The 24,249-nt window shown below is 61.6% G+C and carries 37 protein-coding genes, 1 tRNA gene and 1 pseudogene; 13 read left to right on the top strand and 26 right to left on the bottom strand.

Going from position 1 to position 24,249, the window contains the following annotated elements; genetic code table 11:
* Nucleotides 1-106: 106 nt before the first annotated feature.
* From MIN45_RS04585 to MIN45_RS04570, 4 genes are all read left to right on the top strand, one after another.
* On the top strand, nucleotides 107-2,209 hold the full coding sequence (locus tag MIN45_RS04585; RefSeq protein ID WP_286293656.1) for an AsmA family protein: 2,103 nt from the start codon (nucleotides 107-109) through the stop codon (nucleotides 2,207-2,209).
* Entirely contained in the window at nucleotides 2,206-3,255 is a 1,050-nt protein-coding gene (gene mutY / locus MIN45_RS04580; protein ID WP_286293655.1) for an A/G-specific adenine glycosylase, read from the top strand. The genes MIN45_RS04585 and mutY overlap by 4 nt, the downstream gene beginning before the upstream one ends.
* 37 nt (nucleotides 3,256-3,292) lie before the next feature.
* Nucleotides 3,293-3,580 (top strand): oxidative damage protection protein, encoded by a 288-nt coding sequence (locus MIN45_RS04575; RefSeq protein WP_286293653.1) that lies wholly within the window; start codon nucleotides 3,293-3,295, stop codon nucleotides 3,578-3,580.
* Between the two features lie 40 nt (nucleotides 3,581-3,620).
* Nucleotides 3,621-3,696, top strand: a tRNA-Phe gene (locus MIN45_RS04570).
* Between the two features lie 525 nt (nucleotides 3,697-4,221).
* On the opposite strand, the gene MIN45_RS04565 is transcribed toward MIN45_RS04570, so the two are convergent.
* From MIN45_RS04565 to MIN45_RS04495, 15 genes are all read right to left on the bottom strand, one after another.
* Nucleotides 4,222-4,698, bottom strand: coding sequence for a DUF1441 family protein (locus MIN45_RS04565; protein ID WP_286293651.1), 477 nt, complete (start codon nucleotides 4,696-4,698; stop codon nucleotides 4,222-4,224).
* Nucleotides 4,699-5,056: 358 nt separating this feature from the next.
* On the bottom strand, nucleotides 5,057-5,401 hold the full coding sequence (locus tag MIN45_RS04560; protein WP_286293650.1) for a hypothetical protein: 345 nt from the start codon (nucleotides 5,399-5,401) through the stop codon (nucleotides 5,057-5,059).
* A gap of 90 nt (nucleotides 5,402-5,491) precedes the next feature.
* Nucleotides 5,492-5,899, bottom strand: a complete 408-nt coding sequence (locus MIN45_RS04555; protein ID WP_286293649.1) for a terminase small subunit — start codon at nucleotides 5,897-5,899, stop codon at nucleotides 5,492-5,494.
* Between the two features lie 15 nt (nucleotides 5,900-5,914).
* The gene (locus MIN45_RS04550) at nucleotides 5,915-6,307 is read right to left on the bottom strand and encodes a single-stranded DNA-binding protein (RefSeq protein WP_286293648.1); all 393 of its coding nucleotides are present in this window, start codon (nucleotides 6,305-6,307) and stop codon (nucleotides 5,915-5,917) included.
* Entirely contained in the window at nucleotides 6,304-6,813 is a 510-nt protein-coding gene (locus tag MIN45_RS04545) for a hypothetical protein (protein WP_286293647.1), read from the bottom strand. The genes MIN45_RS04550 and MIN45_RS04545 overlap by 4 nt, the downstream gene beginning before the upstream one ends.
* On the bottom strand, nucleotides 6,813-7,076 hold the full coding sequence (locus MIN45_RS04540; RefSeq protein WP_286293646.1) for a hypothetical protein: 264 nt from the start codon (nucleotides 7,074-7,076) through the stop codon (nucleotides 6,813-6,815). Before MIN45_RS04540 ends, MIN45_RS04545 begins: the two co-directional genes overlap by 1 nt.
* A gap of 254 nt (nucleotides 7,077-7,330) precedes the next feature.
* Nucleotides 7,331-8,821, bottom strand: coding sequence for a DUF3987 domain-containing protein (locus MIN45_RS04535; RefSeq protein WP_286293645.1), 1,491 nt, complete (start codon nucleotides 8,819-8,821; stop codon nucleotides 7,331-7,333).
* Complete coding sequence (locus MIN45_RS04530; protein ID WP_286293644.1) at nucleotides 8,818-9,285, bottom strand: DNA primase; 468 nt, start codon at nucleotides 9,283-9,285, stop codon at nucleotides 8,818-8,820. The genes MIN45_RS04535 and MIN45_RS04530 overlap by 4 nt, the downstream gene beginning before the upstream one ends.
* Before the next feature lie 69 nt (nucleotides 9,286-9,354).
* The gene (locus tag MIN45_RS04525) at nucleotides 9,355-9,720 is read right to left on the bottom strand and encodes a hypothetical protein (protein WP_286293642.1); all 366 of its coding nucleotides are present in this window, start codon (nucleotides 9,718-9,720) and stop codon (nucleotides 9,355-9,357) included.
* Nucleotides 9,713-10,129 (bottom strand): hypothetical protein, encoded by a 417-nt coding sequence (locus MIN45_RS04520; RefSeq protein WP_286293641.1) that lies wholly within the window; start codon nucleotides 10,127-10,129, stop codon nucleotides 9,713-9,715. Before MIN45_RS04520 ends, MIN45_RS04525 begins: the two co-directional genes overlap by 8 nt.
* A 271-nt stretch (nucleotides 10,130-10,400) precedes the next feature.
* Nucleotides 10,401-10,598: a helix-turn-helix domain-containing protein gene (locus MIN45_RS04515; protein ID WP_286293639.1), complete on the bottom strand. Its 198-nt coding sequence runs from the start codon at nucleotides 10,596-10,598 to the stop codon at nucleotides 10,401-10,403.
* Nucleotides 10,599-10,669: 71 nt separating this feature from the next.
* A complete protein-coding gene (locus MIN45_RS04510) occupies nucleotides 10,670-11,365 on the bottom strand; it encodes a hypothetical protein (RefSeq protein ID WP_286293637.1) in 696 nt (231 codons plus the stop codon).
* A gap of 99 nt (nucleotides 11,366-11,464) precedes the next feature.
* On the bottom strand, nucleotides 11,465-11,719 hold the full coding sequence (locus tag MIN45_RS04505; protein WP_286293635.1) for a Txe/YoeB family addiction module toxin: 255 nt from the start codon (nucleotides 11,717-11,719) through the stop codon (nucleotides 11,465-11,467).
* A complete protein-coding gene (locus MIN45_RS04500; RefSeq protein WP_286293634.1) occupies nucleotides 11,712-11,948 on the bottom strand; it encodes a type II toxin-antitoxin system Phd/YefM family antitoxin in 237 nt (78 codons plus the stop codon). The genes MIN45_RS04505 and MIN45_RS04500 overlap by 8 nt, the downstream gene beginning before the upstream one ends.
* A 2-nt stretch (nucleotides 11,949-11,950) precedes the next feature.
* Nucleotides 11,951-13,195, bottom strand: coding sequence for a tyrosine-type recombinase/integrase (locus tag MIN45_RS04495; protein ID WP_286293633.1), 1,245 nt, complete (start codon nucleotides 13,193-13,195; stop codon nucleotides 11,951-11,953).
* Between the two features lie 620 nt (nucleotides 13,196-13,815).
* Here MIN45_RS04495 and MIN45_RS04490 point away from each other — a divergent pair.
* From MIN45_RS04490 to MIN45_RS04475, 4 genes are all read left to right on the top strand, one after another.
* A complete protein-coding gene (locus tag MIN45_RS04490; protein WP_286293632.1) occupies nucleotides 13,816-14,805 on the top strand; it encodes an IS481 family transposase in 990 nt (329 codons plus the stop codon).
* A 295-nt stretch (nucleotides 14,806-15,100) separates the two neighbouring features.
* A protein-coding gene (locus tag MIN45_RS04485; RefSeq protein ID WP_286293631.1) for an IS3 family transposase occupies nucleotides 15,101-16,305 on the top strand; the annotation gives its coding sequence in 2 pieces (ribosomal slippage) (nucleotides 15,101-15,350 and nucleotides 15,350-16,305; 1,206 coding nt in all).
* A gap of 213 nt (nucleotides 16,306-16,518) precedes the next feature.
* Nucleotides 16,519-16,782 carry an AbrB/MazE/SpoVT family DNA-binding domain-containing protein gene (locus MIN45_RS04480; RefSeq protein ID WP_286293630.1) on the top strand — a complete coding sequence of 88 codons (264 nt, stop codon included), beginning with the start codon at nucleotides 16,519-16,521 and terminating at the stop codon, nucleotides 16,780-16,782.
* A complete protein-coding gene (locus MIN45_RS04475; RefSeq protein WP_286293627.1) occupies nucleotides 16,772-17,167 on the top strand; it encodes a type II toxin-antitoxin system VapC family toxin in 396 nt (131 codons plus the stop codon). The genes MIN45_RS04480 and MIN45_RS04475 overlap by 11 nt, the downstream gene beginning before the upstream one ends.
* A gap of 48 nt (nucleotides 17,168-17,215) precedes the next feature.
* On the opposite strand, the gene MIN45_RS04470 is transcribed toward MIN45_RS04475, so the two are convergent.
* The 7 genes from MIN45_RS04470 to MIN45_RS04445 all read right to left on the bottom strand — a co-directional run bounded on the left by MIN45_RS04470 (nucleotide 17,216) and on the right by MIN45_RS04445 (nucleotide 19,761).
* Nucleotides 17,216-17,569 carry a hypothetical protein gene (locus MIN45_RS04470; RefSeq protein WP_286293626.1) on the bottom strand — a complete coding sequence of 118 codons (354 nt, stop codon included), beginning with the start codon at nucleotides 17,567-17,569 and terminating at the stop codon, nucleotides 17,216-17,218.
* Entirely contained in the window at nucleotides 17,566-17,703 is a 138-nt protein-coding gene (locus MIN45_RS12420) for an antitoxin MazE-like protein (RefSeq protein ID WP_422732682.1), read from the bottom strand. The genes MIN45_RS04470 and MIN45_RS12420 overlap by 4 nt, the downstream gene beginning before the upstream one ends.
* Before the next feature lie 235 nt (nucleotides 17,704-17,938).
* Nucleotides 17,939-18,274, bottom strand: coding sequence for a type II toxin-antitoxin system HicB family antitoxin (locus MIN45_RS04465; protein WP_286293624.1), 336 nt, complete (start codon nucleotides 18,272-18,274; stop codon nucleotides 17,939-17,941).
* Complete coding sequence (locus MIN45_RS04460; RefSeq protein WP_286293622.1) at nucleotides 18,271-18,519, bottom strand: type II toxin-antitoxin system HicA family toxin; 249 nt, start codon at nucleotides 18,517-18,519, stop codon at nucleotides 18,271-18,273. Before MIN45_RS04460 ends, MIN45_RS04465 begins: the two co-directional genes overlap by 4 nt.
* Before the next feature lie 193 nt (nucleotides 18,520-18,712).
* Nucleotides 18,713-19,084 carry a hypothetical protein gene (locus MIN45_RS04455; protein WP_286293620.1) on the bottom strand — a complete coding sequence of 124 codons (372 nt, stop codon included), beginning with the start codon at nucleotides 19,082-19,084 and terminating at the stop codon, nucleotides 18,713-18,715.
* A 60-nt stretch (nucleotides 19,085-19,144) separates the two neighbouring features.
* Nucleotides 19,145-19,540, bottom strand: coding sequence for a type II toxin-antitoxin system death-on-curing family toxin (locus MIN45_RS04450; protein WP_286293619.1), 396 nt, complete (start codon nucleotides 19,538-19,540; stop codon nucleotides 19,145-19,147).
* On the bottom strand, nucleotides 19,537-19,761 hold the full coding sequence (locus MIN45_RS04445; protein ID WP_286293617.1) for an AbrB/MazE/SpoVT family DNA-binding domain-containing protein: 225 nt from the start codon (nucleotides 19,759-19,761) through the stop codon (nucleotides 19,537-19,539). Before MIN45_RS04445 ends, MIN45_RS04450 begins: the two co-directional genes overlap by 4 nt.
* A 173-nt stretch (nucleotides 19,762-19,934) precedes the next feature.
* Between MIN45_RS04445 and MIN45_RS04440 the strand changes: the two genes are divergently transcribed.
* The 5 genes and pseudogenes from MIN45_RS04440 (at nucleotide 19,935) to MIN45_RS04425 (ending at nucleotide 21,922) form a co-directional block, all read left to right on the top strand.
* Entirely contained in the window at nucleotides 19,935-20,687 is a 753-nt protein-coding gene (locus tag MIN45_RS04440) for a metallophosphoesterase family protein (protein WP_286293615.1), read from the top strand.
* Entirely contained in the window at nucleotides 20,684-20,944 is a 261-nt protein-coding gene (locus MIN45_RS12415; RefSeq protein ID WP_422732681.1) for a YrrC family ATP-dependent DNA helicase, read from the top strand. Before MIN45_RS04440 ends, MIN45_RS12415 begins: the two co-directional genes overlap by 4 nt.
* Nucleotides 20,945-21,072: 128 nt before the next feature.
* Nucleotides 21,073-21,279 (top strand): annotated as a pseudogene (locus tag MIN45_RS04435) (ISAs1 family transposase); the annotation flags it as partial.
* A gap of 54 nt (nucleotides 21,280-21,333) precedes the next feature.
* Complete coding sequence (locus tag MIN45_RS04430) at nucleotides 21,334-21,597, top strand: BrnT family toxin (RefSeq protein ID WP_286293613.1); 264 nt, start codon at nucleotides 21,334-21,336, stop codon at nucleotides 21,595-21,597.
* A 13-nt stretch (nucleotides 21,598-21,610) separates the two neighbouring features.
* On the top strand, nucleotides 21,611-21,922 hold the full coding sequence (locus tag MIN45_RS04425; RefSeq protein WP_286293612.1) for a BrnA antitoxin family protein: 312 nt from the start codon (nucleotides 21,611-21,613) through the stop codon (nucleotides 21,920-21,922).
* A gap of 10 nt (nucleotides 21,923-21,932) precedes the next feature.
* Here MIN45_RS04425 and MIN45_RS04420 read toward each other — a convergent pair whose 3' ends face one another.
* The 4 genes from MIN45_RS04420 to MIN45_RS04405 form a co-directional block, all read right to left on the bottom strand.
* A complete protein-coding gene (locus MIN45_RS04420; RefSeq protein ID WP_286293610.1) occupies nucleotides 21,933-22,133 on the bottom strand; it encodes a helix-turn-helix domain-containing protein in 201 nt (66 codons plus the stop codon).
* A 63-nt stretch (nucleotides 22,134-22,196) separates the two neighbouring features.
* Nucleotides 22,197-22,826, bottom strand: a complete 630-nt coding sequence (locus tag MIN45_RS04415; protein WP_286293607.1) for a hypothetical protein — start codon at nucleotides 22,824-22,826, stop codon at nucleotides 22,197-22,199.
* 104 nt (nucleotides 22,827-22,930) lie between these two features.
* Entirely contained in the window at nucleotides 22,931-23,911 is a 981-nt protein-coding gene (locus MIN45_RS04410; RefSeq protein ID WP_286293605.1) for a tyrosine-type recombinase/integrase, read from the bottom strand.
* A gap of 87 nt (nucleotides 23,912-23,998) precedes the next feature.
* Nucleotides 23,999-24,202: a YgaP family membrane protein gene (locus MIN45_RS04405; RefSeq protein ID WP_286293602.1), complete on the bottom strand. Its 204-nt coding sequence runs from the start codon at nucleotides 24,200-24,202 to the stop codon at nucleotides 23,999-24,001.
* Between the last annotated feature and the right edge of the window lie 47 nt (nucleotides 24,203-24,249).

Here is a 24,249-nt window from a genome sequence, read left to right as displayed (position 1 = left end):
TGCCTGTTATGATAAGCCCGTACATGATAGGGCAGTTTCAGGTGGAATTCAGCCGGGCGGACCGATGATGTCCTCCGTTGGAATCCCCGCCGCAGGAGAAGGGAACATGAGATATTTGCTGTATGTCCTCGCCGGTCTGATACTCGTGATCATCGTGGCCGTCGCTGGACTGATCCTTTTCGTCGATCCCAATGCGTACCGCGACGACATCGCCAGGGTGGTCGAAGAAAAAACCGGCCGCACCCTGACCATCGAAGGCGAACTGCATCTGTCCGTCTTTCCCTGGCTGGGAATCCAAACCGGCCCATTGGCGCTCGCCAATCCGCCCGGTTTCGGGGATGAACCCATGCTCCGGGTCGAGGGGGCGGAGATCCGGGTCAGGCTGCTTCCTCTGCTGCACAAACGGGTGGAACTGGACCGCATCGTTCTTGCAGCCCCCCGCATCCATCTGGTCAAGGACGCCCGTGGACGGGGGAACTGGGAATTCTCTACCGGCGAAAACCAGCCGCCCGCCCCGGCGGAAAAAAGCGCCCGGCCGCAACCGCTTCCAGCCCTGGTCATCGGCGGCCTGACGATCAAGGATGGGGAGATCTTCTGGGAGGATCGGCAAGGCGGCAAGAAAATCCAGCTGGCGCATGTCAATCTGGATCTTGGAGATTTCGAATTCGGCCGTCCTGCCGATCTCGCGCTCGGCTTCGTGCTGACATTGCCGCAAGCACATCTCAAGGAAACCCTGGCGCTGGAAACCCGGCTCACCGTCAGCGCCGATTTGCAACGTTTCGAGCTGGCGCGACTGGAAGTCCACTCCCACACCGAAGGGGAGTCCCTGCCCGGCAAACAGCTTCGTGCCGAACTGACCGCCGCGGCAATCACCGCCGACCTGACCCGGCAGACCCTCGAAGCCAGGGATCTGCTGCTTTCCGCCGCCAAGGCACAGCTCCGGGGAGAACTTAAAGGCGACGCCATCGTGGACGCGCCGAAATTCCAGGGCAGCTTCCAACTGGAAGCGCCGCTTAAGGAAACGCTGACGGCACTGGCCATCGCCGTCACTCCCGCCGACCCCAACGCGATGCAGCAGCTGCAACTGGCCTTCAAACTGCAGGCCGACCGCCAGAACATGGCCATCGACGCCTTCCAGGCCAAACTCGACGACACCACCATCGGTGGTTGGCTCAAAGTGACGAATTTCGCCCGACCGTCCGTGCGCTTCGACTTCAAGGCCGACGCCCTGGACGCGGACCGTTATCTTCCCAAGCCGGCACCGGATGAAGCGGCCGGGAAGACCGCCGCCGCCCCCAAAGCGGCCCAGGAAAAACCGTTGCCGCTGGCGGCCCTGGCCGCCCAGCGCGTGGACGGGGTGGTACGGATAGACCGCCTCAAAGTCCAACGCCTGCAAATGCAAAACGTGCGCCTCAAGCTCAAGGGCGACCACGGGATCACGACGCTCACACCCTCGCTACAGCTTTATCAGGGACGCTATCAGGGGCGGATGCAGATAAACGCCCGGGGGAAAACCCCGCATCTTACCCTGACTTCGCAACTGGAGCGGGTGAAAATCGGCGACTTGCTGCAGGACTATCTCGCCAAGCAGCCGCCTCTGATCGGAACAGCGGCCCTGAATCTCGATCTCCAGGCAGACGGCCAGACGGCGACGGACCTGAAACAGAGCCTCGACGGCCGGATCGCCCTACAGGTGCAGGATGGCCGTCTCGCCAACATCGAACTGTTGCAGATGCTCGAACAGGGGCTGGCCTGGTGGCAGGCCCGGGGCGAGTCCCCCCAGGTGGCGGAAACGCTTCAGCAGCTGGATTTCGTCACCCTGGACTTTCTCGCCAACGTGGATGACGGCATCATCCAAACGGAGCGCCTGCTGATCGACAATCCGAAGCTGAAGATCACCGGCACAGGCACCGTGGACCTGGTCCGCGAATGGCTGGATTACCGCATCCGCGCTCTGCACACCAGCGGCAACCGCAAACCCGGCAGCAAACTCGGCAAGATCGCCCGCAACCTGCCCATCATCGTCCGCATCGAGGGCCCCCTGGCCAAACCAAAATACCGCCTCGACCTGGTTCAGATGGCGCAGGAGAAATTCCAGGAAAAGATCCAGAAAACCAAAACCAAACTGGAACGGAAGCTTGGTGAAAAACTGGAGAAAAAACTGGGACCGGGCGCCGGTCAGCTACTGAAGGGGCTGTTCGGACCATGACCCCGGCCGAATTCGCCACCCGCCTGCTGGACTGGTTCGACCGCCATGGACGCAAGGATCTGCCCTGGCAGCATCCCCGCACCCCTTACCGGGTCTGGATCTCGGAAATCATGCTGCAGCAGACCCAGGTAGCAACCGTCATTCCATATTTCGAGCGCTTCACCACCCGTTTCGCCCATGTCCAAGACCTGGCGGACGCGCCGCTCGACGAGGTACTGGGCCTCTGGTCCGGGCTGGGCTATTACGCCCGCGCCCGCAACCTCCACCTCGCTGCCCGGCAGATCGTCGAAAGGCATGGCGGCGAACTGCCGGCCGATCCGCAGGCGCTAGCCGCGCTGCCCGGCATCGGCCGCTCGACGGCCGGGGCGATTCTGAGCCTCGGTTTCGAACAGCCGGCCCCGATCCTCGACGGCAACGTCAGGCGCCTTTGGTGCCGCCTCCACCGCATCGACACCTGGCCCGGAGACAGCGCCACCCAGCGCCGTCTTTGGCGGCTCAGCGAAACCCATCTGCCCGGATACCGGGCTGCCGACTATACCCAGGCGCTGATGGACTTTGGCGCCACGGTCTGTACGCGCACCCGGCCCCGCTGCAACGCATGCCCGTTCGAGCTTTTCTGTCAGGTCAGAAAGGCCGGTATCGAAACCCGCCTCCCCATCCCCCGGCCCAAACGCCAACTGCCGCAACGCACCGCTTACTGGCTGATCCTGCGCGACGGCCAGCTGCGAATTTATCTGGAACGACGCCCACCTGCCGGGGTATGGGGCGGTCTTTGGGCCTTCCCCGAATGGCCGGATTCCGATGCGTTGACGCACCATTGCCATCGTCTGGGCATCACCCCCGAATCCCTGGCTCTGCTTCCCCCCCGGCGCCATACGTTCACCCACTTCCGGTTGCACTACCGCCCGGTCATCGCGAACGCAAATTCGCTCACCCAATGTCACGATCACCCGGGAAGCTGGCTTCACCCGCGTGAAGCGCTGGATCTGGCCCTGCCTGCCCCGGTTCGGAACCTGATCACCGAATTGGGCCCAGCGGCATGCTAACATAATCGAATTCGCTTCAATCGACAGGATTTTCACCATGCCACGCAAGGTCAAATGCGCCAAACTCGGGATCGAAGCCGAAGGACTGGACGCCCCCCCGTTCCCGGGCCCGGAAGGCCAGCGCATCTACGAGAACATCTCCAAACAGGCCTGGGAAGAATGGCTGCAGATCCAGACCATGATCATCAACGAGCATCGGCTGGTGGTATTCGAACCGGAATCCAAGGAATTCCTGGCCCGAGAGCGGGAAAAGTTCCTTTTCGGGGGCGGCACCGCCACACCCGAAGGCTACACACCACCTCCGGAAACCATCGATCGGACTTGACAGCACCCCAACGGCCTAGTTTAATACTTGCTTTCTGTTTGGCCAGGTAGCTCAGTTGGTAGAGCAGGGGACTGAAAATCCCCGTGTCGGCGGTTCGATTCCGTCCCTGGCCACCAATGAAATCAAAGCCTTGCCGGATTGCTCTGGCAGGGCTTTTTTCTTGGGGCTATGCCGGTGCTATGTCTGGATCAGAAATGCGTCCCTGGCGCCTCAATTCATTCACCGGCGAGATTTGCTGCGCATCCAGCCATCCCGGAATCCCAAGATTGCCGCGCGGGCGATTGGCCATAAGATGAGGGCGACGATGGCCTCACCCCGTCGCTCCTCATTGAAATAGGCGACCAGGAAAAGTGCACAGATGCACCCGGCTTCCGCCCATTCCAGCCATTCAATCCATCGCGGCCGCTTCCTGGTGGGTACGAATAGGATCATGCTTCGCCCCGTCTGTCTTGCAACCACAAGGCAAGAATAGCAGGAAGGCGGCTTTCACCTGCTTCTGGGCGAGACGTTGAGCAGGGCGGCGGCTTCGGTGGTGGAAGTTTTTCCGTCAGGCAAATTTGCCCTTCGGGAACCGCGATTCAGCGTGTCTTCGCGCCTCATATTCGCCACCTCCGCCGCCACCATCGCCCGCTGGCTTTCGGTCAGGTGCCCCCCACTTTGCCGCCCAGTCGTTCCAGCCTGTCGGCCATGGCGTCCATCTCGGCATCGATGATGCGCTCGATCTGCTCCAGCGTTTCGGGACCGACGGCGCAGCGGCGTTCGATGATGTCCGGGATGGACCGCAGCCCCTGGGCCAGGGCGGCGAAGGCGGTGGCCACCACCCGTTCCACCTCGGCGGCCAGGATCAGCTCGCGGTCATTGACCTGTAGCTGACGGCGCTTCAACTCGCTTTCGTACCAGGCTTTGCGGTCAGCTGGCGGCAATGCTTCAGGATCGACATTCGAAGATGGCTTGCAGATGGCGCGCAAGGCTTCGGCCAGTTCATAGGCGGGATGCCCGCCCAGCTTGTGTCTTGGTTCGATGTCTTCCAGCCGGCGGCGGATGGTGTCCCGATGCAAGCCGGTGAGTGCGGCCAGACGGCGCAGTGAAACGGCGGTTTTGGCCAGATCGTTGGACATGGGTGGTGGTCGCCTAGGGAGTTGAAAAACTGTCGAAAACCGGGGTTCGAACTCCCCGCAACCCACGATTTGCCAGGAAGGACCCGGCGCGCCACGTCACCACGACATTCCCCTGACTTCCCCAGCGGCGGCGCCCTGGTGATTGTTTCACTCGGGTAACATGGCACGGATTTTTCCATCGTTGTATGGCGCTGGATACAGGCTGACCAAAAACTGTGCAGCACGTCATAGCGTCATTCTTCACCAGCGTGGCACGGGATTGGCATCCTGCTTGATTGTTTCTTGATAGCAACACCCTCCGCCGCAGACCGACCGCCTCAGATCGGCCAGGGATGCGGTGGAGGTGGGAAAGTGGCACTCAGGCGCTTGCCTCGCGGATCGCCCGTTGCAGGTGTTCGGGAAGGGTTTCGATAGGATAGCGGCCGCGGCGGATGGCGCCCAGATGCCACCACCAGCGTTCGATGGGCCTGTCGGGGTGGTCTTCGAGCAGGCCGGGCCAGATGTCGTCCAGATCGGCGGTCAGGATGTAATCGATGGCAAGCTCGTCCAGACGTCGCAATCTCTCTGCTTGCGGCTCATCCATGTCCATGCCGGCCAGATCGTCGCGTATCGCCGGATATTCGGCGCCATGACCGAAGTCCAGGCTATACCACACCACCTCATGCAGGGTTTTCAAAGCGTTTTCAGCTCGCCGATCGGCCATAGCGATTCTCCCAGATCGTTCGGATCGACACCCTCATCCAGCGGATAGGCCGTCACCCGCCGGCCATCTGCCCAGGAAGGTAGCAGCACATCACCAACCAAGGGCCTCCGGGTCAATATCCTTGTCGCCGATCTTCAGAATCACCGGCCCGCCGCCCTGGCCGCTGACCTCCCGCCGTTCGATGAAGTCGCCCTGGGCCTTGGCCAGCAGTTCCGATGCCTTCAGGCGGTCTTTCAGCTCGGCGGTTTCGTCGTACATGATCTGCGTCCACCACCGCTGCCGGGCCTTGGCGTCGGCAATAGCTTCCTCCTCGATGGCCTGGCGCAGCTCGTCAATCCTTAGCGCAACCTTAGCCTTCTCAAGCAGCCGACAGGCGGCCACGTGGACCGCCTCCGGCTTCATCCTGTCGGCGTCATAGGCGCAGCGGTAGGCTTCACTGGCGTTGCCGGTCTTGACGTATTCCAGGCAAAAGCGCTCCTGTTTCGGTGTTAACTTCATGGTCATCTCCTCTCCTCATAATGGCATCGGATCGTCATCGAATGCGGCCACTGGCGCGGGTTGGGCGGCTGCTTTCTTACGCCTCCCCCCACCAGGCCGAACGGTACGGGCGGACACCAGATCGTTGGCCACCATCTCCCAGCCGGTGCGCTCCTCACCGTCGCGGCCTATCCATCGGTTCAGCACCAGGCGGCCGAATGCCGACACCATATCCCCCTGGCGGTGGCGCGCCAATTGATCGGCCAGGCGTCTGAAGGCGACCAGGCGAATCCAGATGGTTTCATCGGCCTCGGCGTTGTGGGCGGTCACGTCCACCGCCACCGAACAGGTGGCCATCGTCTTGCCGGTGGACGTGATGCGGGTCTCAGGGTCGCGGCCAAGGCGGCCGTGAATGGCGGCTTGCATCATGCTGTCGGTTCCTCTGATTGCGTTTCTGAATCAATCGGCGGCGCCGGATTCCACCGGCGAAGCCATTTGGCATGTTCAGCGTCGCAGGCCCGGATCAGCACCACACTCCCGGCCAAGGTCCAACAGGGCACCGTCAGCGGATCGTCCACCACCAGCGCCGGGTCCGGTTTCCGATGCAGTCGCCGATCCAGCGCCTTGGCGAAGGCCTCCAGCTCGGCCAGCGGTATCCGGCCGGCGCGCCAGTCGTCCAGGTCCTCGGCGCTCATGGCGGCCCGTACCTGATCCGGAGTCACCGTCAATCCCTGGCAGGCTTGCCGTAGGGCTTCGGCGAGGGTATCACCGCCTTCGTTGGCAGCTTGGCCGACCAGTTCGGCGATGATGGCGTCACGGTGGCGGCGGATGAAATCCCATTGGGCGGCAGTCAGCTTGCCAGATGGCTTGACCACCAGGCGGGCGCCATCGGTCTCCAGGGCGAACCCGGCGGCGGTGATTTTCTCGGCCAGCATCAGAACACTTCGAAGTCTTCGTCGTATCGGGCCAGCCATTCGGCATGGCGGCTGTCCCTGGGTGGCATGGCGATGATCTTGGCCCGGTGAAGGCGGGTGCATTGCCAGCGGCCATCGATGCGCTGGTGCAGGGTGGCGGTGTCGCAGTGTCGGCAGTGCTGCATCCTCAGCGGGCCATCGGCGCCGGTTTCGTTTGGGCTGGATGCAGGTTCGTGGCTCATGTCATCGGTGCAGATTTCCGTCAGAACGTCGTCGATTTTCATGTGCTACTCCTTCGGGCGAATCTTACCCCGGGCGAAAGGGGCGATTTGGGCGAAAACCCGCATGGCTTCTTGTTTCTCTGAGTGGCGAACGCGGGGCGAAAAAGGCGAAAACCCGCATAGTTGCTAGCTTCTCTGGCGTTTGCCAGGTGTTTGGACACGGGGCGAACGGGGCGAAAATCCCAGGCAAAACGGGCGATTCGCCCCAGGATTCGCCTTTTTCGCCCACGTTCGCCTCGCCTGCACCCCCGCATGAATCAAGGCGTTTCGCCCAATTCGCCCCTTTCGCCCGGCGTAAGATTCGCCCCGCCGCCTTCTTCGGGGCGAACGGCGATCCACTTGGGCGGTTTTTGGTCGGCATCCAGGTCAATGAATCCGTGCGCATGCAGAAGGGCGGTTGCGGCATCCCGAATACTGCGGCTCCTCGGTTTTGGTCCGTTCTTGAGCATGTCGGTCTCGGTCGCGGCGCCATTGCGAACGTTCACCAGCCATTCAAACAGCCGATAGGCGCGTCTTGCGTTCTCGGCGGCGTCGCGGTCGCCGAATGCTGCGCGCCATGATTCGAGCGAGTAGGTGGCCAATCTGATGCCGCAGTCAATGTGCGCTTCGCTGACGGCGGTGGCGTCTTCGTAGGCGGCGAGAACTCCGGCGATTCGACAAGCCTGTTGTGATGCCCGCAAAGCGAACGGCTTGATTTGCTCGTAGCGGCCGCCGGCCAGCTTGGCGGATCGCTCCAGCCCCTCGAAAAAGGTTTCGATCCGGCGGCGGGCGGCATTGCTCAACGTCAGCGTGGGTAGGTCGTCGCATGACTCCCGCTCCGTCGCGGGCAGTAGCTGCGCACAGCGGCGCCAGAATTGACCGATGGCCGGGTCCTTGTCCGGCCGGAACCCCTTGGCCTTGCGCGGCGGCGCAGGCTGCGGCCAGGCGAAAAGGAATCGCGGCCAAAACCCAATGTTTGCGAACAGGTCATCGAACAAGGCTGCTCTGGCGGCTGACGGTTGGATCATCAGATGGACCGACAGGCGCCGGTCGTACAATTGAACGCGGCCGATCCCGCCACGGGTCACCGAAATTTCGCCCCGGTCCCACAAGGCGTTCAGTTCGGCGGCGGTTTTGGCCTTGTGCTCTGGCTGCATGCCGTATCCGGTCAGCACTACGGCCGCCTCTGACGAGAACAGTCCCTGGGATGGCGATCCCTCCATGAAAGATCGGCGGATACCTTCGATCGTCGCGTCGCTCATCAGCAGATATGGCGCGCGCGGCGGCTCCTCGTCGCGGTCGTCGGGTTTGGCCTGCTTCCAGTCCCGCAGCGCGGCCTTGTATGCTTCGGTGCGCTCGCGCTGGTAGTGCCGAATCGGCGCCAGGGCGGCGTTTTCGGCCAGCGTCTTGCCGTCGCCGCTGTCTGCGATGGATAGTAGATACAGAACAAGCGGATCATCCCCTGTCAGCGTCTCCACGTTGACCACAGCCTGGGTACACAATGCCGCCGCCCCCAGTACCGACTGGCCGGCCAAGGCGATGTCCATCTGTCCACCATCGGCGATGGCGCGCGCTACCGGCGCCAGTGGTCCCAGGGCCTCGGCCGAGTACTCGGGCAGATCGATGGGCGAGTTCAGCAACCGCGATTCTGCCGCCTTGAGAAGCCAGACCTTATCCGCTTCGGTCAACGACTGCTTCTTGCCGTGCCGCTTCTTGCCGTGAAGGCGCTCCTCGATGCGGTCGGCGATTGCCTCGATTTGCGCGCTCATCGTTTCACCCCCGCCAGTCGGATCGCGTCGGTGATGCGGTTGATTGCCGTCTGCAACCGTTCGATGTCTTCGCGTGTAAGCTCGCCATTCAAGGCAGTGCAGGCAGCGGCCAGAACGATATGGATTTCGTGTTGGATCAGGCGCAGAACGTCGAAGGGCGAGAAGGCGGGATTCGATGACGGCGCAAACTGCCTTTCAGGTCCCGGCGGCCGCGGCGGGAACAGGTCGGCCAGCGTCAGGCCGACGGCCGCCACCACGTCGGCGGCATCGCAGCCGCTGAAGCAATGGATCAACACCCGGCCATCGTCGAGTTCTCGAACGCCGAGGCTCGGCGTCTTATCCAAGTGGGCAGGGCAGCGGGCGATCCAGCCGTTCTTGCTGCGTCGTGCCTTTTCAAGGCGGGGCAGAATTAGATCAATGGGACGGTGCGTTGAGGGATGTTTTTGGCTAAAATTCGGTTGCACGATAACCTCCACGCGGTGAAAGGTTGATGCCCCCGTCGGTAGGCGCCGGCGGGGGCTTTTGCGTTCTAGCTAGGCCTCCGCCTCGGGGGCAGCAGCCTTCTGTTCCTCTGCGGCCAAGCGGGCCTCGTAGCGCAGGATCGCCGCGCCAAAGGCGGCATTGATGGCGTCGGCTACAAGGCGGGCATGCTCGTGTAGTAACCAGATCGTGTTCGCCAAATCTTCCTCGTCAAGCTCGCCCGACTGGACGGCGTTCCACAACGCTTTGAGCGCTGAAGCCAGATTTTCAGCCTCAAGTTTGGGCTGACTCATGCCCTCGATCCGGTCAAGCAGCTCCAGTTCTTCTGCCGTGTATGCGCGCGCACCAAAGGTCACGTCGCGGGCGAAGTGCTTTTGGAAGGCGGCCACGGCGCTGGCGATGCTGTGCACTTCACTCATCGCACACCTCCCCCGCCAACTCGGTGGCGGCCTCGATAGCGGCGCGGTTGGCCAGGCGCAGCAGGTCAAACAGATCGCCCAAGCGCCCCGGCATGCGGTCGGTCATGTCGTCCAGCCGCTCGCAGGACATCTTCAGATCGTAGGCAAGGTGGTGGAGAAAAGCGACCAGATCGCCGGGAGCGCTCCCGCTGGCCAAGTCGCAGGCGTCGGATGCCCTACGGATCAGGGCGGCGGCAGCCAGGGCGGCGTCGGTCCCGCCCTCACCGGCCAGGCGATCCACGGCAGCTTCGATGTCGGCGGCCATGTATGCCAGGTCGCGGCTGACACGGTAAAGCTTACTTGCCAGTTCGGCTTTTGCGTCGGATATGTGGGGGCGCTCGGGGGCGCGGGTGGTGGATGTAGTGCTCATGGCAAATCTCCCGTGAGTAGATTGGCGTTTGCCGCCCTCATCTTGGCGAGAGGGGCGGCGTCCTGCACGGACCCGCCAAGACCGGCCTCACGGGACACCGGCTCCCCCGAAGGGGAATCCGTACAGGACACCATCGACTTCCAGAGCACAAAAAAGGCGCTCGTGATGTGGCGCCCAGGCGCCGTGAGCGTTCCGGGTTGGCGGACCCGGACACCGGATTTTGCCGGTGCAGGCTCAGGATATGCGCTGCCGCTTTTGGGTGTCAAGGCGGTCATGCCGCCTCCCCCGTATGCTCGCGGGTGCGGCGCTCAATGAAGGCCTCGACATCCTCCTGGCGGTATCTGACACGGGCGCCGATTTTGACGTAGGGCAAGCGGTAGCGGCCGAGGCACCGCCACGTCGCGAGGGTGCGCGGGCTCACACCCAGCATCCGGGCGGCCTCCTCAGGCGTGATCAGCGGTGAAGGCATGGTGTCCCCCATTGCATGTTGATGACGGGGGACAGTTTCGGAAAAAACGGCGCAGTCGTCGCGGTGAAAAATCAGCCGTTTTCTTGAGAATTTTGACCACTTAGGTCATAGCTGCGGCGCCAGATGGATCGCACCGTGTCTTCAGAGGCAAGGCAGTCTATTCTGGATGCTCGCAACACAGCCGCCACAATCCGATACCTGGGGCGCCCTGTTACCTCGTGTAAATAGGTGCATATGGCCATCGCAGCCTCATCCCTTGCCATATTCCTATGATGGCCGGCACGGATACCGGCAAACAATAGATGGACATCAGAAACCGCCTCAATCTCGGTTGCCAATTGCTTCAGGCGCTCAGCTATCCAATAGCCGTCTTCCAAGGGCACGTTTTCGACATACCCAAGGCCGCCGATGTTGAGACGCTCCCAGCGGGCAATCAAGTCTTTTGCAGTTGCGGCAAAGCGGTTCAGTTCCGCTTTGTATTCATTAGGCGGCATGTTCAATTCATAGGCCATCGAGGAAATGGCCGCTAGGCAAGCATTGACAGCGGCACCATAGAAATCTCGCCACCGGGTGAATCCCATCTGTTTCAGCGGCTCAACAGCATTGGTTCGTATCTCGTCAGAAATGGCCAGTTTTTCCAATACTTGGATTTTCTGCCTGAGTACGTTCTCATCCATCGGATGAGAATCTGCACGCCTTGTCATTAATTTGTGGTACCAGGCCAGATAGTCAGCGCCTTCCTTCGGCACCCACTCGGGAATCTTCATACCCCCCTCCAGGCACTCCCTCAAAGGGTCGCCGCGCCAACCGGGCAAGGGTTTCCCCGGCTTTCGGTGGCCAACCTAGGCGCGGCGGAACTCGGTCACTCAGTCATAGTGGTATCGGCATTGGGCGATGATGACGTGATCGCCCTGGACGGTGTAAACCAGGCGGTGCTCGTGATCGATCCGGCGGGACCAGAAGCCGGCCAGTTCATGCTTGAGCGGTTCAGGTTTGCCAAGGCCGGTGAATGGATCGCGCTGGATGTCCCGGATCAACTGATTGATGCGCCTGAGTTTGGCCTTGTCGTGTTTCTGCCAGTACAGGTAATCCTCCCAAGCCTGGCGCTCGAAGCTAATCATCCGGCAGCAGCTCCTTGGCCTCGATATCGCGTCCCTTGCGGATGTTCTCCACCGCCTCCAGCAGGCGGCGGCGGTTGGCCGGTTCCCTCAATAAATAGGTGGTCTCGTCTTCTCCGGCCAGACGCCGGAAGCGCAGGTACTCGATGAACTTCAGCACCTCGATGGCGTCTTCCTCCGGCAGTTCCTGGGCCATCTCCCGGATGCGTTCGGCGGTCTCCTGTCGGCACATGGTCAAACCTCCTTCTGTCGCAATGGCATGACAGCGGCGCTTTCCTTCTCCCCCACCGTTTTCAGCACGTAGTCGGTCACCTGCTGCATCGGGTCCCGCAGCCGCTCGGTATCGATGACGATGTAGCTGGCGGTCACATCGCTGCCGGTGGCATGGTTGAGCAGGCGCTTGAGGGCGTAGGCCGGAATGTCCAGGCTTTCGGCAATGGTGACGAAGGTGCGGCGCAGGTCGTGGATGCAGAACTTCACCCCGCTGACGGCCTCCACCTTGGCCTGGGAATAGCGGAAGTTGGAAACCACCCGCCCGTGGTGGTCGGCGAAGACGTGATCGGCCACCGCCAGGCGGCGGCACCGTTCCAGCATCCCGGCCAGGTAGTCGGTCAATGGCAGGGCGTGCGGCCGTCTGGCTTTGGTGTCGGTGACGGTGAGCAGGCGGGCATTCAGGTCCACGTCGGCCCAGGTCAGCCCCAGGGCCTCGGACTTTCTCAGGCCGGTGAGCAGCACCAGGCGGAAGAAGTCGGCGTGCAGCAGATTGATCTGGTCCAGGGCCTGCCACCAGGCGGGCAGCTCGTGCGGACGGATCAGGGTGCGGCGGCGGTCCACCCGCTTCCAGGCGCGGGTGAGGGTCAGGCGCTGCACCGGATTGGCCGGCAGGATGGGCGATCCGTCGGGCGCGCTGTAGCGGGCCATGGCGAAGTTCAGCACCGCCCGCAGGTAGCGCATGGTCCGGTTGGCGCAGGCCGGCGACTTCTCGCACAGGGACTGATAGCGGCGCTCCACCATGTCCTGGTGTATGGCGGTCAGGCGCTTGTCCAGCCAATCGGCCAGCCCCCAGGCCATCATCTTGCGCACGTCGGCCACAGTGCCAGGCTTCAGGTCGCGGATGGCCAGATAGTCGTCCACCGCATGGGCCAGGGTGACGGCCTCGGCCTGGCGGCGGCGTTTCTCGGTCTGCGGATTCTTGCCCTCGGCCATCTCCCCCAGCAGCTTCCTTGCGGCCTGGCGGGCCTGCTCAACAGTCATGGCCGGGAAGCGGCCAAGGGTCACCTTGACGGGCTTGCCCTGGTGCCAGCGGTACAACTGGAAGGACTTGGTGCCGGCGGCGGTGACCTGCACCCGCAGGCCGGGCACCTTGGCGTCATAGACGAATCGGCGGCCGGTGCTAGGCGGTGCTATGGATTCCACCACCCGCTTGGTGAGGGTCCCTTTGTCGGGTGGGGCTATGCCGGTGCTATGTTCGGTAGCCATTTCCAGCGATTTCCGTCAATTTCCGGCAATGGTAAATCGCTGGAAAATCAATGGCAAGCGAACCACGTCAAACTGCGTCAACCGCTAATGCGGTGGACTGAAAATCCCCGTGTCGGCGGTTCGATTCCGTCCCTGGCCACCAATAGATTCAATAACTTACAAAAAAGCCGGCTGTTCGCCGGCTTTTTTCGTTACCGTTCAGTTGCCGCTTTTCACGGATCTTCATCCGGCTTCTTAGGGCAGAAGCTAGCGCAACAGCGCGGTATCCGAGGAAACAAGGGTGCCGTCGTCTTGGCCTCTGCCCTGCAGCTCCCTATGCCTGACCCATCTCCTATCGTATCCGGCTGGAAGTGGATACAATCGCCGCAGAGGACACGACTGTCCGAGGCTACCGCTGGCGGTGTGGACTCCTCCGGCCGCGGTGGCACAAAGGCGGCCCCGAACTGGTTCCTAACAGGCCAAAGCGCCTTCAGGTCCGCTTTGGTTAGCTGTTGGGTCCCGTGTGATCATATTCCCAAGAGGAGCTATCCTTTGTTCCGTGCTTGGGATGTTCTGAGCGAGCTGATGGCAGAGTCCCAGGCCGGAAAGACGACTCAAGCTTGATGGACGAGGAGGAAGTCATGGTCATCCGTCTCCACAAGAAAGCCCGCACCACGCCCGAGATCCGCCGGGAGATCCAGAACTCCAAGCTGCCGGCCACGGTTCTGGCCAGGAAATACGGGGTTCATCGTCATACCATCCGCAAGTGGCGCCAGCGCGATTCGGTCGAGGACGCCTCGCACCGGCCCCATCGCATCCATGCCACCCTGACCCCGCAGCAGGAAGCGATCGTCGTCTGTCTGCGCGAAACCCTGCTGTTGCCCCTGGATGACCTGCTGGCGGTCGTTCATCGCTTCATCTATCCCGAGATGTCCCGCTCGGCTCTGGACCGGCTGCTGCGCCGCCATGGGGTTTCCAACCTCAAAGAACTGATCGCCGCCAAGGAAGGAGAGAACGCCCCTTCCAAGGGCAAGAAGAAGGGCTTCAAGGACTACGAGCCCGGGTTTGTCCACATCGACATCAAGTACCTGCCTAAGATGCCCGACGAGAGCCGGGGCCGTTACCTCTTCGTCGCCATCGATCGGGCCACCCGCTGGGTCTACCTGGAAATCCATCCCACCAAGGAAGCCAGGGTCGCCGCCGCCTTCCTCGAGCGCCTGATCGCCAAGGCCCCCTTCACAATCACCAAGGTCCTGACCGACAACGGCAAAGAGTTCACCGACCGCTTCTGCGCCACCGGGGAGCGCGAACCGACCGGCCGTCACCTTTTCGACCAGGGCTGCCAACGCCATGGCATCGAGCACCGCCTCATCCCGCCCAAACACCCCCAGACCAACGGCATGGTAGAACGCTTCAACGGTCGGATCGCCGAAATCCTCAAAACCACTCGCTTCCAAAGCAGCCAGGATCTGGATCGGGCCCTGATGCAGTATGCCAGCGTCTACAACCATCAGATCCCCCAGAAGGCCCTGGGACACATCTCACCAGTACAGGCCCTCAAAGACTGGCAGAAGAAGCGGCCGGAGCTCTTCAAAAAACGTGTATATAATCTCACGGGGCTTGACATCTAACCCTTTCCGGCCCCGGGACGTTTATCGCAAAGGTTGGCGACTCCTAGACCGGCAGGGCACAATCCGATCCCTGACAGTGCTGGAGGATCTCGGATGGGTGCGGTCAAAAACGGTTGATACCGAGGGGCGTCCCACCGTTGAATACCACATCAATCCCAAGCTACTGCAAGGAGAAGGGGGCCGTGAATAGCTATCTGGAACGGCTGAAACGCCTCTCGGAAGGACCATCTCGGCCAACAACTGGAGTTGACCCGTTTTTGTGGACACCTGATGATTTGAGAGGAGGTGTCTGGAAATGGGAAAGACGAGAAAACCGTATCCGCCGGAGTTCCGGCGACAGATGGTCGAGTTGGTTCGGGCTGGACGGACGCCGGAGTCGCTGGCTCGGGAGTTCGAGCCGACGGCGGAGAGCATCCGCAACTGGGTCAAGCAGGCCGACCGTGACGAGGGACGTTGTGAGGATGGCCTGACAAGCCCGGAGAGAGAGGAGTTGCGCCGCCTGCGGCATGAGGTCCGCCAGCTGAAGATCGAACGGGAGATCCTGGCAAAAGCCGCGGCCTGGTTCGCTCGGGAGACCGACTCGGTGCCCCCGAAATCTTCGAGTTCGTGAAGGTGAATCGGGCCGATTATCCTGTTGCCACGATGTGCCGGCTGCTCGGTGTCTCCACGAGCGGGTTTTATGCGTGGCTGAAGCGTCCTGAGTCGGCCAGGGCGCGGCGGGATGCCGAGCTGGCTGACAAGGTCGAGGCGATTCACAAGCGCTCTCGCGGGACCTACGGCGCCCCTCGCATCCATGCCGAATTGCGTGCTGAGGGCGAGCGGATCGGCCGCAAGCGGGTGGCACGGCTGATGAAGGCCAAGGGGCTGGAGGGCGCCAGCCGCCGCAGGGGTTGGTGCACGACATCGCGCGACGAAGCTGCCCGGCCGGCGCCGGACCTGGTGGAGCGGCAATTTACCGCCGAGGCCCCGGACCGGCTGTGGGTGGCGGATATTACCTACGTGCCGACCTGGGAGGGGTTCCTGTACCTGGCGGTAGTGTTGGATGTGTTCAGCCGGCGTATCGTGGGCTGGGCCATGGCGGCGCACCTGCGGACCGAACTGGTGCTCTCGGCGCTCAACATGGCGCTGTGGCAACGCCAGCCCGAGGAAGTCGTTCATCACTCGGACCAGGGGTGCCAGTACACGTCGCTGGCCTTCAGCCGACGCTGTGAGGAAGCCGGTGTACGGCCGTCGATGGGCAGCGTCGGAGACTGCTTCGACAATGCCATGGCGGAGAGCTTTTTCGCCACGCTGGAATGTGAGTTGCTGGACCGGAGCACATTCCACACACGTGCCGAGGCGGAGCGTGCCATCTTCGAGTTCATCGAGGGTTGGTACAATCCGCATCGTCGGCATTCAGCGCTGGGCTATCTGTCGCCGATCAACTTCGAGCGTCAGCATACCCAGCGCAAGGGCGGGATTCAGACCCAAAATGTGGAACTGTCCACTGAAGCGGGGTAACTCCATGTGACGATTTGCCATCCTGCCCGAAACATGCCAAGCAGAAAAGCCAGGGAAAACCCGGCCAGCAGTAAGACTACCGATTGCTTTTTCGATGCTGCGGACATGTTTGTTCCGAACTCACCATTTCGGCTTAACCTGGACCCGCCGGGGCAGGTCCTCCTTACGCTGCCGAATTGACACGATTTTATATATTGCCATAAAATTAATTTCATGGAGAAAACATTAAAATCACCAGAAATCTATCCTCTTCCTCTCGATGCCCAGGGGCGCCTGCTCATCCCCAAACGGCTACGCCGGGCCATGGGGCTTAAGCCGGGCGATGTCGTGGTGGCTTGGGTCGAGGATGGCCGCCTGGTGCTCAAACCCCGTCGGGACCTTGAGCAGGAGCTGTGGGCCATGTTTGAGGATGTGGAGGAAGATCTGGCCGAGACGCTGATCGCTGAACGACGGGAAGAAGCCGCCCGTGAAAACTGAGCTCAGTGTCGTTCTGGACGCCTCGGCAGTACTTGCCTATCTGCAACGCGAAACCGGCTTTGAAAAGGTCAGCGCCGCCCTGGCTGAAGGCGCCGCCATCAGTTCGGTCAACCTGGCCGAGGTGCTTTCGAAAGCGGCAGCAAAAGGCAAGGATGCCCACGCCATCGCCTCGAGATTGCAGGCTTTGGGACTGGAGGTGGTGGCGTTTTCCGAGGAGGATGCGCATGGCGTGGCGAAGCTGTATCCCCTCACCCGCTCCAAAGGGCTTTCCCTGGGGGACCGCGCTTGCCTGGCCCTGGGAAGTCGTCTGCATCTCGGTGTGTTGACCGCCGACCGTAGCTGGACCTTGCTCGACCTGGGAATTCGGATCGATCTCTTGCGCTGATCAGCGTTCCCCTGGAGATCCCGGCACGCTCGGCGACGATCTTCTGGGTCAACCAAGCACCCGCTTTCGCATCGCCTCGAACTCGTCCTCGAAGGACATGAATATCCGGAGACGCTCCTTCTGGCTGATGATGCCGCAAAACGGCGACTCCTGGCGCAGGTCGCACATTTCCGAAGAGGGGTCCTTCATCGCCTCGAGGAGCGCGTCCAGGGGGCCTTCCAGAAGCCGTTCCCACCTGTCGTGGAACAGCTTGCCCCATGGATTGCTCTCGCGCATGCGGGCGAGATTCTGTTTGCAGCGCTCGATCTTCTCCGGATGGCGGGCCAGGTGGTCGGCCAGATGGCAGTACCAGAACCACTGCTTGGCGGCGGCGCGGTCGTGGAAAGGGTGATAGCGGTTCACTCCCAGCCCGTCCTGTCAGCCACATTCCCAATCCAGTCGAGAAGCTCCTGTTCCTGATCGTCGTCTCTGAGCATTCTCGATTGCCGGCGGCATTCTTCCCGGAACCTCGGATTCCCGGTATCCGGAACCCGGATCTGACAAAGCCTGCGGCGATGACGAGGAGAGAATGTTGGTATCGAACAGGTACCGGAAGCCGGACATCAGAAAATGTCTTCCGGTTCCACGGGCATGTCCTTGATGTCGGGGAATTCCTACTCCAGGGGTTCCCACCGATCCAGCAACTCCTTGAGCTTTCTTCCCCGGGGAACGGGTTCGATAACGAGCCTGCCATCCTCCTTAAGGCGGCGGATGGAATCGGTTGGCACAGCGTTACTCCGCATGGGACAGTTTTTCCTCCAGCGCTTCACGCACGAATTGGTTGAGGCTTTTGCCTTTGGCTGCCAGGACAACCTTCCGGTGCAGTTCCGGCGGGATGCGGACGTTGAAGGTGCCTTTGCAGGGCCTGTCCGGCTCTTTGCCGAGCGCCTTGCAATCCTCCAGATAGGCTTCGACCGAAGCGATGAACTCTTTTTTCAGGTCCTCCAGGGTTTCCGCCTCGTAGGTGACAAGATCACGGATGAACAGCAGCTTGCCGTACAGCCGACCGGTTTCCAGATCCGGCTCGATGGAGCCAAGGTAACCCTTGTGGGTGAGGTAAGTCGTCACAGGTAGCCCTCCGCTCTCAGGGTGTTTTTGATGTCCCGCAAGGCGCCGCCCTTGATGGCGTTTTCGGGATGCGGGCGGTGCAAGCGGATCATGTGCTTCGTCTTGGGGTTGTAAAACCGCACCCGGGAACCTGCCATTTCCTGCTTCTCGTAATCCAAATGGTTCAACAGCGTCACCAGGTCGTTCCAGGGAAACGTCTTGTTGGCATTGTGCAGTTTGTTCAGCAGCTTGTTCCGGGCGGCCATATCATCCCCCTTTGCCCTGGTATCAATTTTAGTTGCTGTTGCGGATGTGTGCAACCATTTTTAGTTGCTATCGCATGGATGATGTAGCCGCGTGAAATGCAAATGCTCTGCGGTCGCGGAGGCAACACCGACAATGTATGGAGACTGCATAGCGCGCGCTATACAGTTGGAGAAAACGGTGGCGAAGACGCCTTCAGGCCCTCGACAAGGCGTTGGCCGACACGAAGACCTGCCGGCGGCGGAAAGGGGTCGGGGATTCCACCAGCAGGACCGCCTTCAACGATTCCAGGCCGCCGGCGAAATAGGCCCGCTTGAGAAAGCGCTTGGGGTGGTTGACCCATCGCGGCGGCCGAAGTCCCGCCCGAAGCGCCAGCCAGGTGTCCTCCACTTCGCCGATTTCCTCCGGCTCGGATGCGATGGCGGCCGTCCTGGCGTCGTCGCCGGAAAGACCATACCAGTGATCGAGAAATTCGCGGAACTCGATACTGAAATCGCCGCCTTCGCGGACACGGCAGGCGAGCTCGTGGAGGGAGTCGGGACGGTTACGATAGACGACGGCGTTCACTGAAAATTTCTCGACGATTTTCCCAAGCGCATAGCGCACGCTATGCACAGCACACAGCGGTCACAGCCCGGACTTTGCGTGCGACCACTTTTGCAACCAGCGGGAATACTCCGCTTCGGTCATATCGCCGCCGGCCAGAGATTCGATCACGACGACCGTCTCCGCCTCGGGCGCCTCGAGCATCCGGCCGTTGATCTCCAGAAACACCGCCGAGACGGCGAGCGCCGTCCGCTTGTTGCCGTCCACGAAAGGGTGGTTGCGGGCGATCCCGTAACCATAGGCCGCCGCCAGATCGAACAGCGAAACCGTCTGCCCGTACTCGAAGCGGTGTCTTGGACGGTTCAGCGCCGATTCGAGCAGCCCTGGATCTCGAACGCCCGACGCGCCGCCGTGTTCGGCAAGCAGCATCTGGTGAATGGCAAGCACCGCCTCGGGCAGCAACCACTTCGGCGTCATTTGGCCAGCGCGCGCAGGGCGTGACGGTAACGGCGCATCACTTTCCTGGCGGCATCGAGCTGCTGCTCGAAATCCTCCCGGTACGGCGTCAATGTCAACCCTTCGGGGCCTTCGACCAGATAGAGTACATCGCCCTTGCCCACCTTCAGTTTGGCCAGTGCTTCCTTGGGCAAAACGATACCCACCGAGTTGCCGACGGTGGTAACTTTGACTTTCAACATGATTCGGTACCGCTGTATCGTTATAACCAATATTATAACCCGGAAGCCGCACCATGTCGGATCTTTTGAATCGGCGACGGAACCACGGACGCAGGTTCGGGATTTCGATAAAAGCCGTTATAAATCATAAGATTGTATTGCGTGGTTATCGGCAACAGGATTGGCAGGAACGGATGAGCGAACTGACCATCTTCTTTGCCGGCGATCCCCACGGCGCGTTCGATCCCATGATCGAGGCGGTCCTCGAACACCGTCCCGATGCCCTAGTCATCCTGGGGGATCTGGACCTGGAGCGTCCCCTGGACGAGGTTCTCGCTTCCATTCTGGGGATCACCCAGGTTTATTGGATTCCGGGCAACCACGATGGCGACCGGGACGAGTGGCACGACCACCTGTTCGGCGCCGGGTTGGCCGACCGCAACCTGCACGGCCGGGTGGTCCAGATTGGCAACACACTCCGGATTGCCGGTTTGGGCGGCGTGTTCCGCCGGAAAGTTTGGTATCCGCGCGAAAATGCCGACACCAGAGGTTGGCCCACCAAAAAGGAATGGCTACATGCGATGGGCAAGGGTAACCGCTGGCGGGGTGGACTGCCGAGGAAACACCGGGTGTCGATCTTTCCGGAAGATTTCGAGGTTTTGAGGCGGAACCGGGCCGACATTCTGGTGACCCACGAGGCGCCCACTTGTCACCCTCATGGGTTTATCGCCATCGACGAGCTGGCCCGGTCCCTGGGGGCCAGATGGGTGGTCCACGGCCACCATCACACCGACTACGAGGCCGAAATCGTTCCCGATATCCGGGTGCTTGGCGTCGGTCTGACCGGCGTGACGACGCTGGATGGAAGGCGGATCCGACCGGGCATGCCTTCGACCCGGAGCGCCAAACGGTATGCCGATGCTCATGTACGGAGGGGACGTGTCTGATTCGGCGGCGGGATATCGAGTCTGCCCAGTCCGGACTGGGCAAGAAAGAACAAGAACTTAAATCCCACGTCACCGGCACCGTCGAGCGGATTACCTTCCACAGCGAGGAGAGCGGCTTCTGCATCCTGCGGGTCAAGGTCCGCGCCCTGGAATTTGTGGATGCTGATCGCATAACCAGGGCCAGCTCGCCGGTGTCGCCGCCGTGCACATCCGCTGTATTGCCATTTGGGCATCAATCTTGTAACGGCACTATTTAGCATCGTCTCGCTCAACATCTGGGGCAACACGCCGGGAAGCTACGATCACATGGTCTTCAACGGCGCGGTCAGTCTGGTCGACACAATCCTCCAGATCAATTTCACCCAAGGGTGGTGGAGTTACCCCGCTTCACTGGTGTATGGATGTCGCCTTGGGCGATGACCAGATGCGCCTTCGAACCCGACATGCCGCCCATAACCTGGCGCTGCTCAAACAGATGGTGCTCAACCTCTTTCGCCTTGACCCCACCAACCGTCGCGGAGGTATCAAGGCAAGACGGCTCTTGGCCGCCTCCAGTGACCACTACCGGGCTCAGCTGCTTGGATTGGCGTAGGCTTCATGCAATTGCCCTGCCCTTGACCGCACTTTTTTTTGTATCTACAGTCCAATGATGGAATACGAATGGGACGACAACAAAGCGGCCACCAACTTGCGCAACCACGGGGTAACCTTCGAGGCGGTGATGGACTTCGATTGGGAAGCGGCCACCATCCTTGAAGACGACCGAAGAGACTACGGTGAGCACCGTTTCATCGCCTATGGCCCGATCGGCGATCGTCTCCATTGCCTTGTCTTCACCCTGCGTGGGCGCCGAATTCGCGTCATCAGTCTGCGCAAGGCCAACAGCAGAGAGGTAAGACGCTATGGGTAAGAAGCCATTACATGTGCCAACTGCGGAAGATGATGCCGAAATCCAGCGCGGTATCGAGGCAGACCCAGACACGCGGGAACTCACCGATGAGGATTTCGGCAAGATGCGCCCTGCCAGCGAGGTGGTGCCGGAAGTCGTGGCCGCATACAAGGCCGGCGCGCTCAAGCGCCGTCGTGGGCAACGCGGCCCCCAGAAAGCGCCGACGAAACGCCTGGTCTCCATCCGCTTCAGCCAGGAGGTTCTGGAATACTTCCGCGCCACGGGCCCCGGCTGGCAGACCCGGATGGACGAGGCGCTGAAGGAGTGGATCGAGTCGCAGCAGTGAGCAGAGGGCATCAGGCGGCCTCCCCCCCGGTGTGCTCGCGGGTGCGGCGCTCAATGAAACCCTCGACATCTGCCAGACGGTAGCGAACCCGTGCGCCGACTTTCACATACGGCAGGTTGTAACGGCCCAGGCACCGCCACGTTGCGAGGGTGCGGGGACTGACGCCCAGTATCTCGGAGGCTTCTTCTGGGGTGATCAGCGGTGAACGCATAGTGCTCTCCATCGTGTGTTGGTGATGGGGAGCAGTTTCTGGGAAACCGGTGTTGGTGTCCGGTCAAAAATCGATGAATTTTGGGGGTATTTTTGTCCTCATCTCCATAATTTGCCGCCTCACCTTGGCCTGGTGCCGCACCCACCGCCTGTAGGTGCGTTCTGACGGCGGCTCAACACCAGCCTTGCCAAAGACAAAATCGACCAGCGCCTGCCTTCGCACCTTGTCCTCGATGAGGTGACAGTCGCAGGCACGTAAGATGTGGTGTATGACAAAACACTCAAGATACTTGCCGGGGCGCTTGCGCTGAGGTTTGGTGTGCGCCTGCAATCCCAGCAAGGCATTCTCGAATCCCATCAGGCAGGCTTGCATCAGGTACAGATTGCGCCCCGCTTTGTAAGCCTCGGCAAGCAGTTCGTCGTGTTCGCGCAACCATTCGCAGGTTTCCTTTGCATCCTGGGAGATTGGGCGCGTGGTGATTTCTAAGAACGCGATGATGGAATTTTCTTCCAAGACTCGCGCCAGTTTGGCTTTCATCTGCGCCACCAGGGCAAGCATGTCTTTGGTATCCTGGTTGAGGATCGCTCCCCTGCCAGGACCGGGAAAAAAGCGATCTCGTTTTCGCAATAGATCAACCGCCTCTTCCAGTTCGGCCAGCAGCGGTGGATATTGATTTACCCAGGCAGGCAGCATTGCGTCCCCCTTCCAACGCAGTCCCCCTTGTGAAGGATCGCCGCGCCAACCGGGCAAGGGGTTTCCCGGCTTTCGGTGGCCAACCTAGGCGCGGCGAAATCGGGTCACTCAGTGTGGTACCGGCACCGGGCGATGGCGTCTTCCTCCGGCAGTTCCTGGGCCATCTCCCGGATGCGTTCGGCGGTCTCCTGTCGGCACATGGTCAAACCTCCTTCTGTCGCAATGGCATGACAGCGGCGCTTTCCTTCTCCCCCACCGTTTTCAGCACGTAGTCGGTTACCTGCTGCATCGGGTCCCGCAGCCGCTCGGTATCGATGACGATGTAGCCGGCGGTCACATCGCTGCCGGTGGCGGTGCCGTTCCAGCATCCCGGCCAGGTAGTCGGTCAATGGCAGGGCGTGCGGCCGCCTGGCCTTGGTGTCGGTGACGGTGAGCAGGCGGGCCTTCAGGTCCACGTCTTCCCAGGTCAGCCCCAGGGCCTCGGACTTTCTCAGGCCGGTGAGCAGCACCAGGCGGAAGAAGTCGGCGTGCAGCAGATTGATCTGGTCCAGGGCCTGCCACCAGGCGGGCAGCTCGTGCGGACGGATCAGGGTGCGGCGGCGGTCCACCCGCTTCCAGGCGCGGGTGAGGGTCAGGCGCTGCACCGGATTGGCCGGCAGGATGGGCGATCCGTCGGGCGCGCTGTAGCGGGCCATGGCGAAGTTCAGCACCGCCCGCAGGTAGCGCATGGTCTGGTTGGCGCAGGCCGGTGACTTCTCGCACAGAGCCTGATAGCGACGCTCCACCATGTCCTGGCGGATGGCGCTCAGGCGCTTGTCCTGCCAGTCGGCCAGCCCCCAGGCCATCATCTTGCGCACGTCGGCCACAGTGCCAGGCTTCAGGTCGCGGATGGCCAAATAGTCGTCCACCGCCTGGGCCAGAGTGACGGCCTCGGCCCGGCGGCGGCGTTTCTCGGCCTGCGGATTCTTGCCCTCGGCCATTTCGCCAAGCAGCTTCCTTGCGGCCTGGCGCGCCTGCTCAACGGTCATGGCCGGAAAGCGGCCCAGCGTCACCTTGACGGGCCTGCCCTGGTGCCAGCGGTACAACTGGAAAGCCGGTTTTTCTCGTTTCCGTTTTTCACGAACCTTCGTCCGGACTCCTAGGACGGCAGCTAGCTGTCAGGTCCCGCAGGTTCATTCGAACGCCGCTCCCGGCCGCTTGCCCAGCTTCTTGAGCAGGATCGCCAGCGGGCAAAAACCAGTGAAGGCCGACTGCAGCATGTTGGCGCCGACAAAAGCCGTCAGCCACAGCCAGCGCTGGTCGTGAAACACCGCCAGCAGCACGGAGATCAGGATCAGGCTGCCGGCGACTGCGAGGACGATACGGTCGATGGTCATGGCTCCCCCCTCTTTCAATGATCGTCCTGCCATTGTAATCCTTCCGG

Origin of the sequence: Methylomarinovum tepidoasis, assembly GCF_030294985.1 — a bacterium.
GTDB lineage: Bacteria > Pseudomonadota > Gammaproteobacteria > Methylococcales > Methylothermaceae > Methylohalobius > Methylohalobius tepidoasis.
This window is presented reverse-complemented; position numbering and strand designations above follow the sequence as displayed.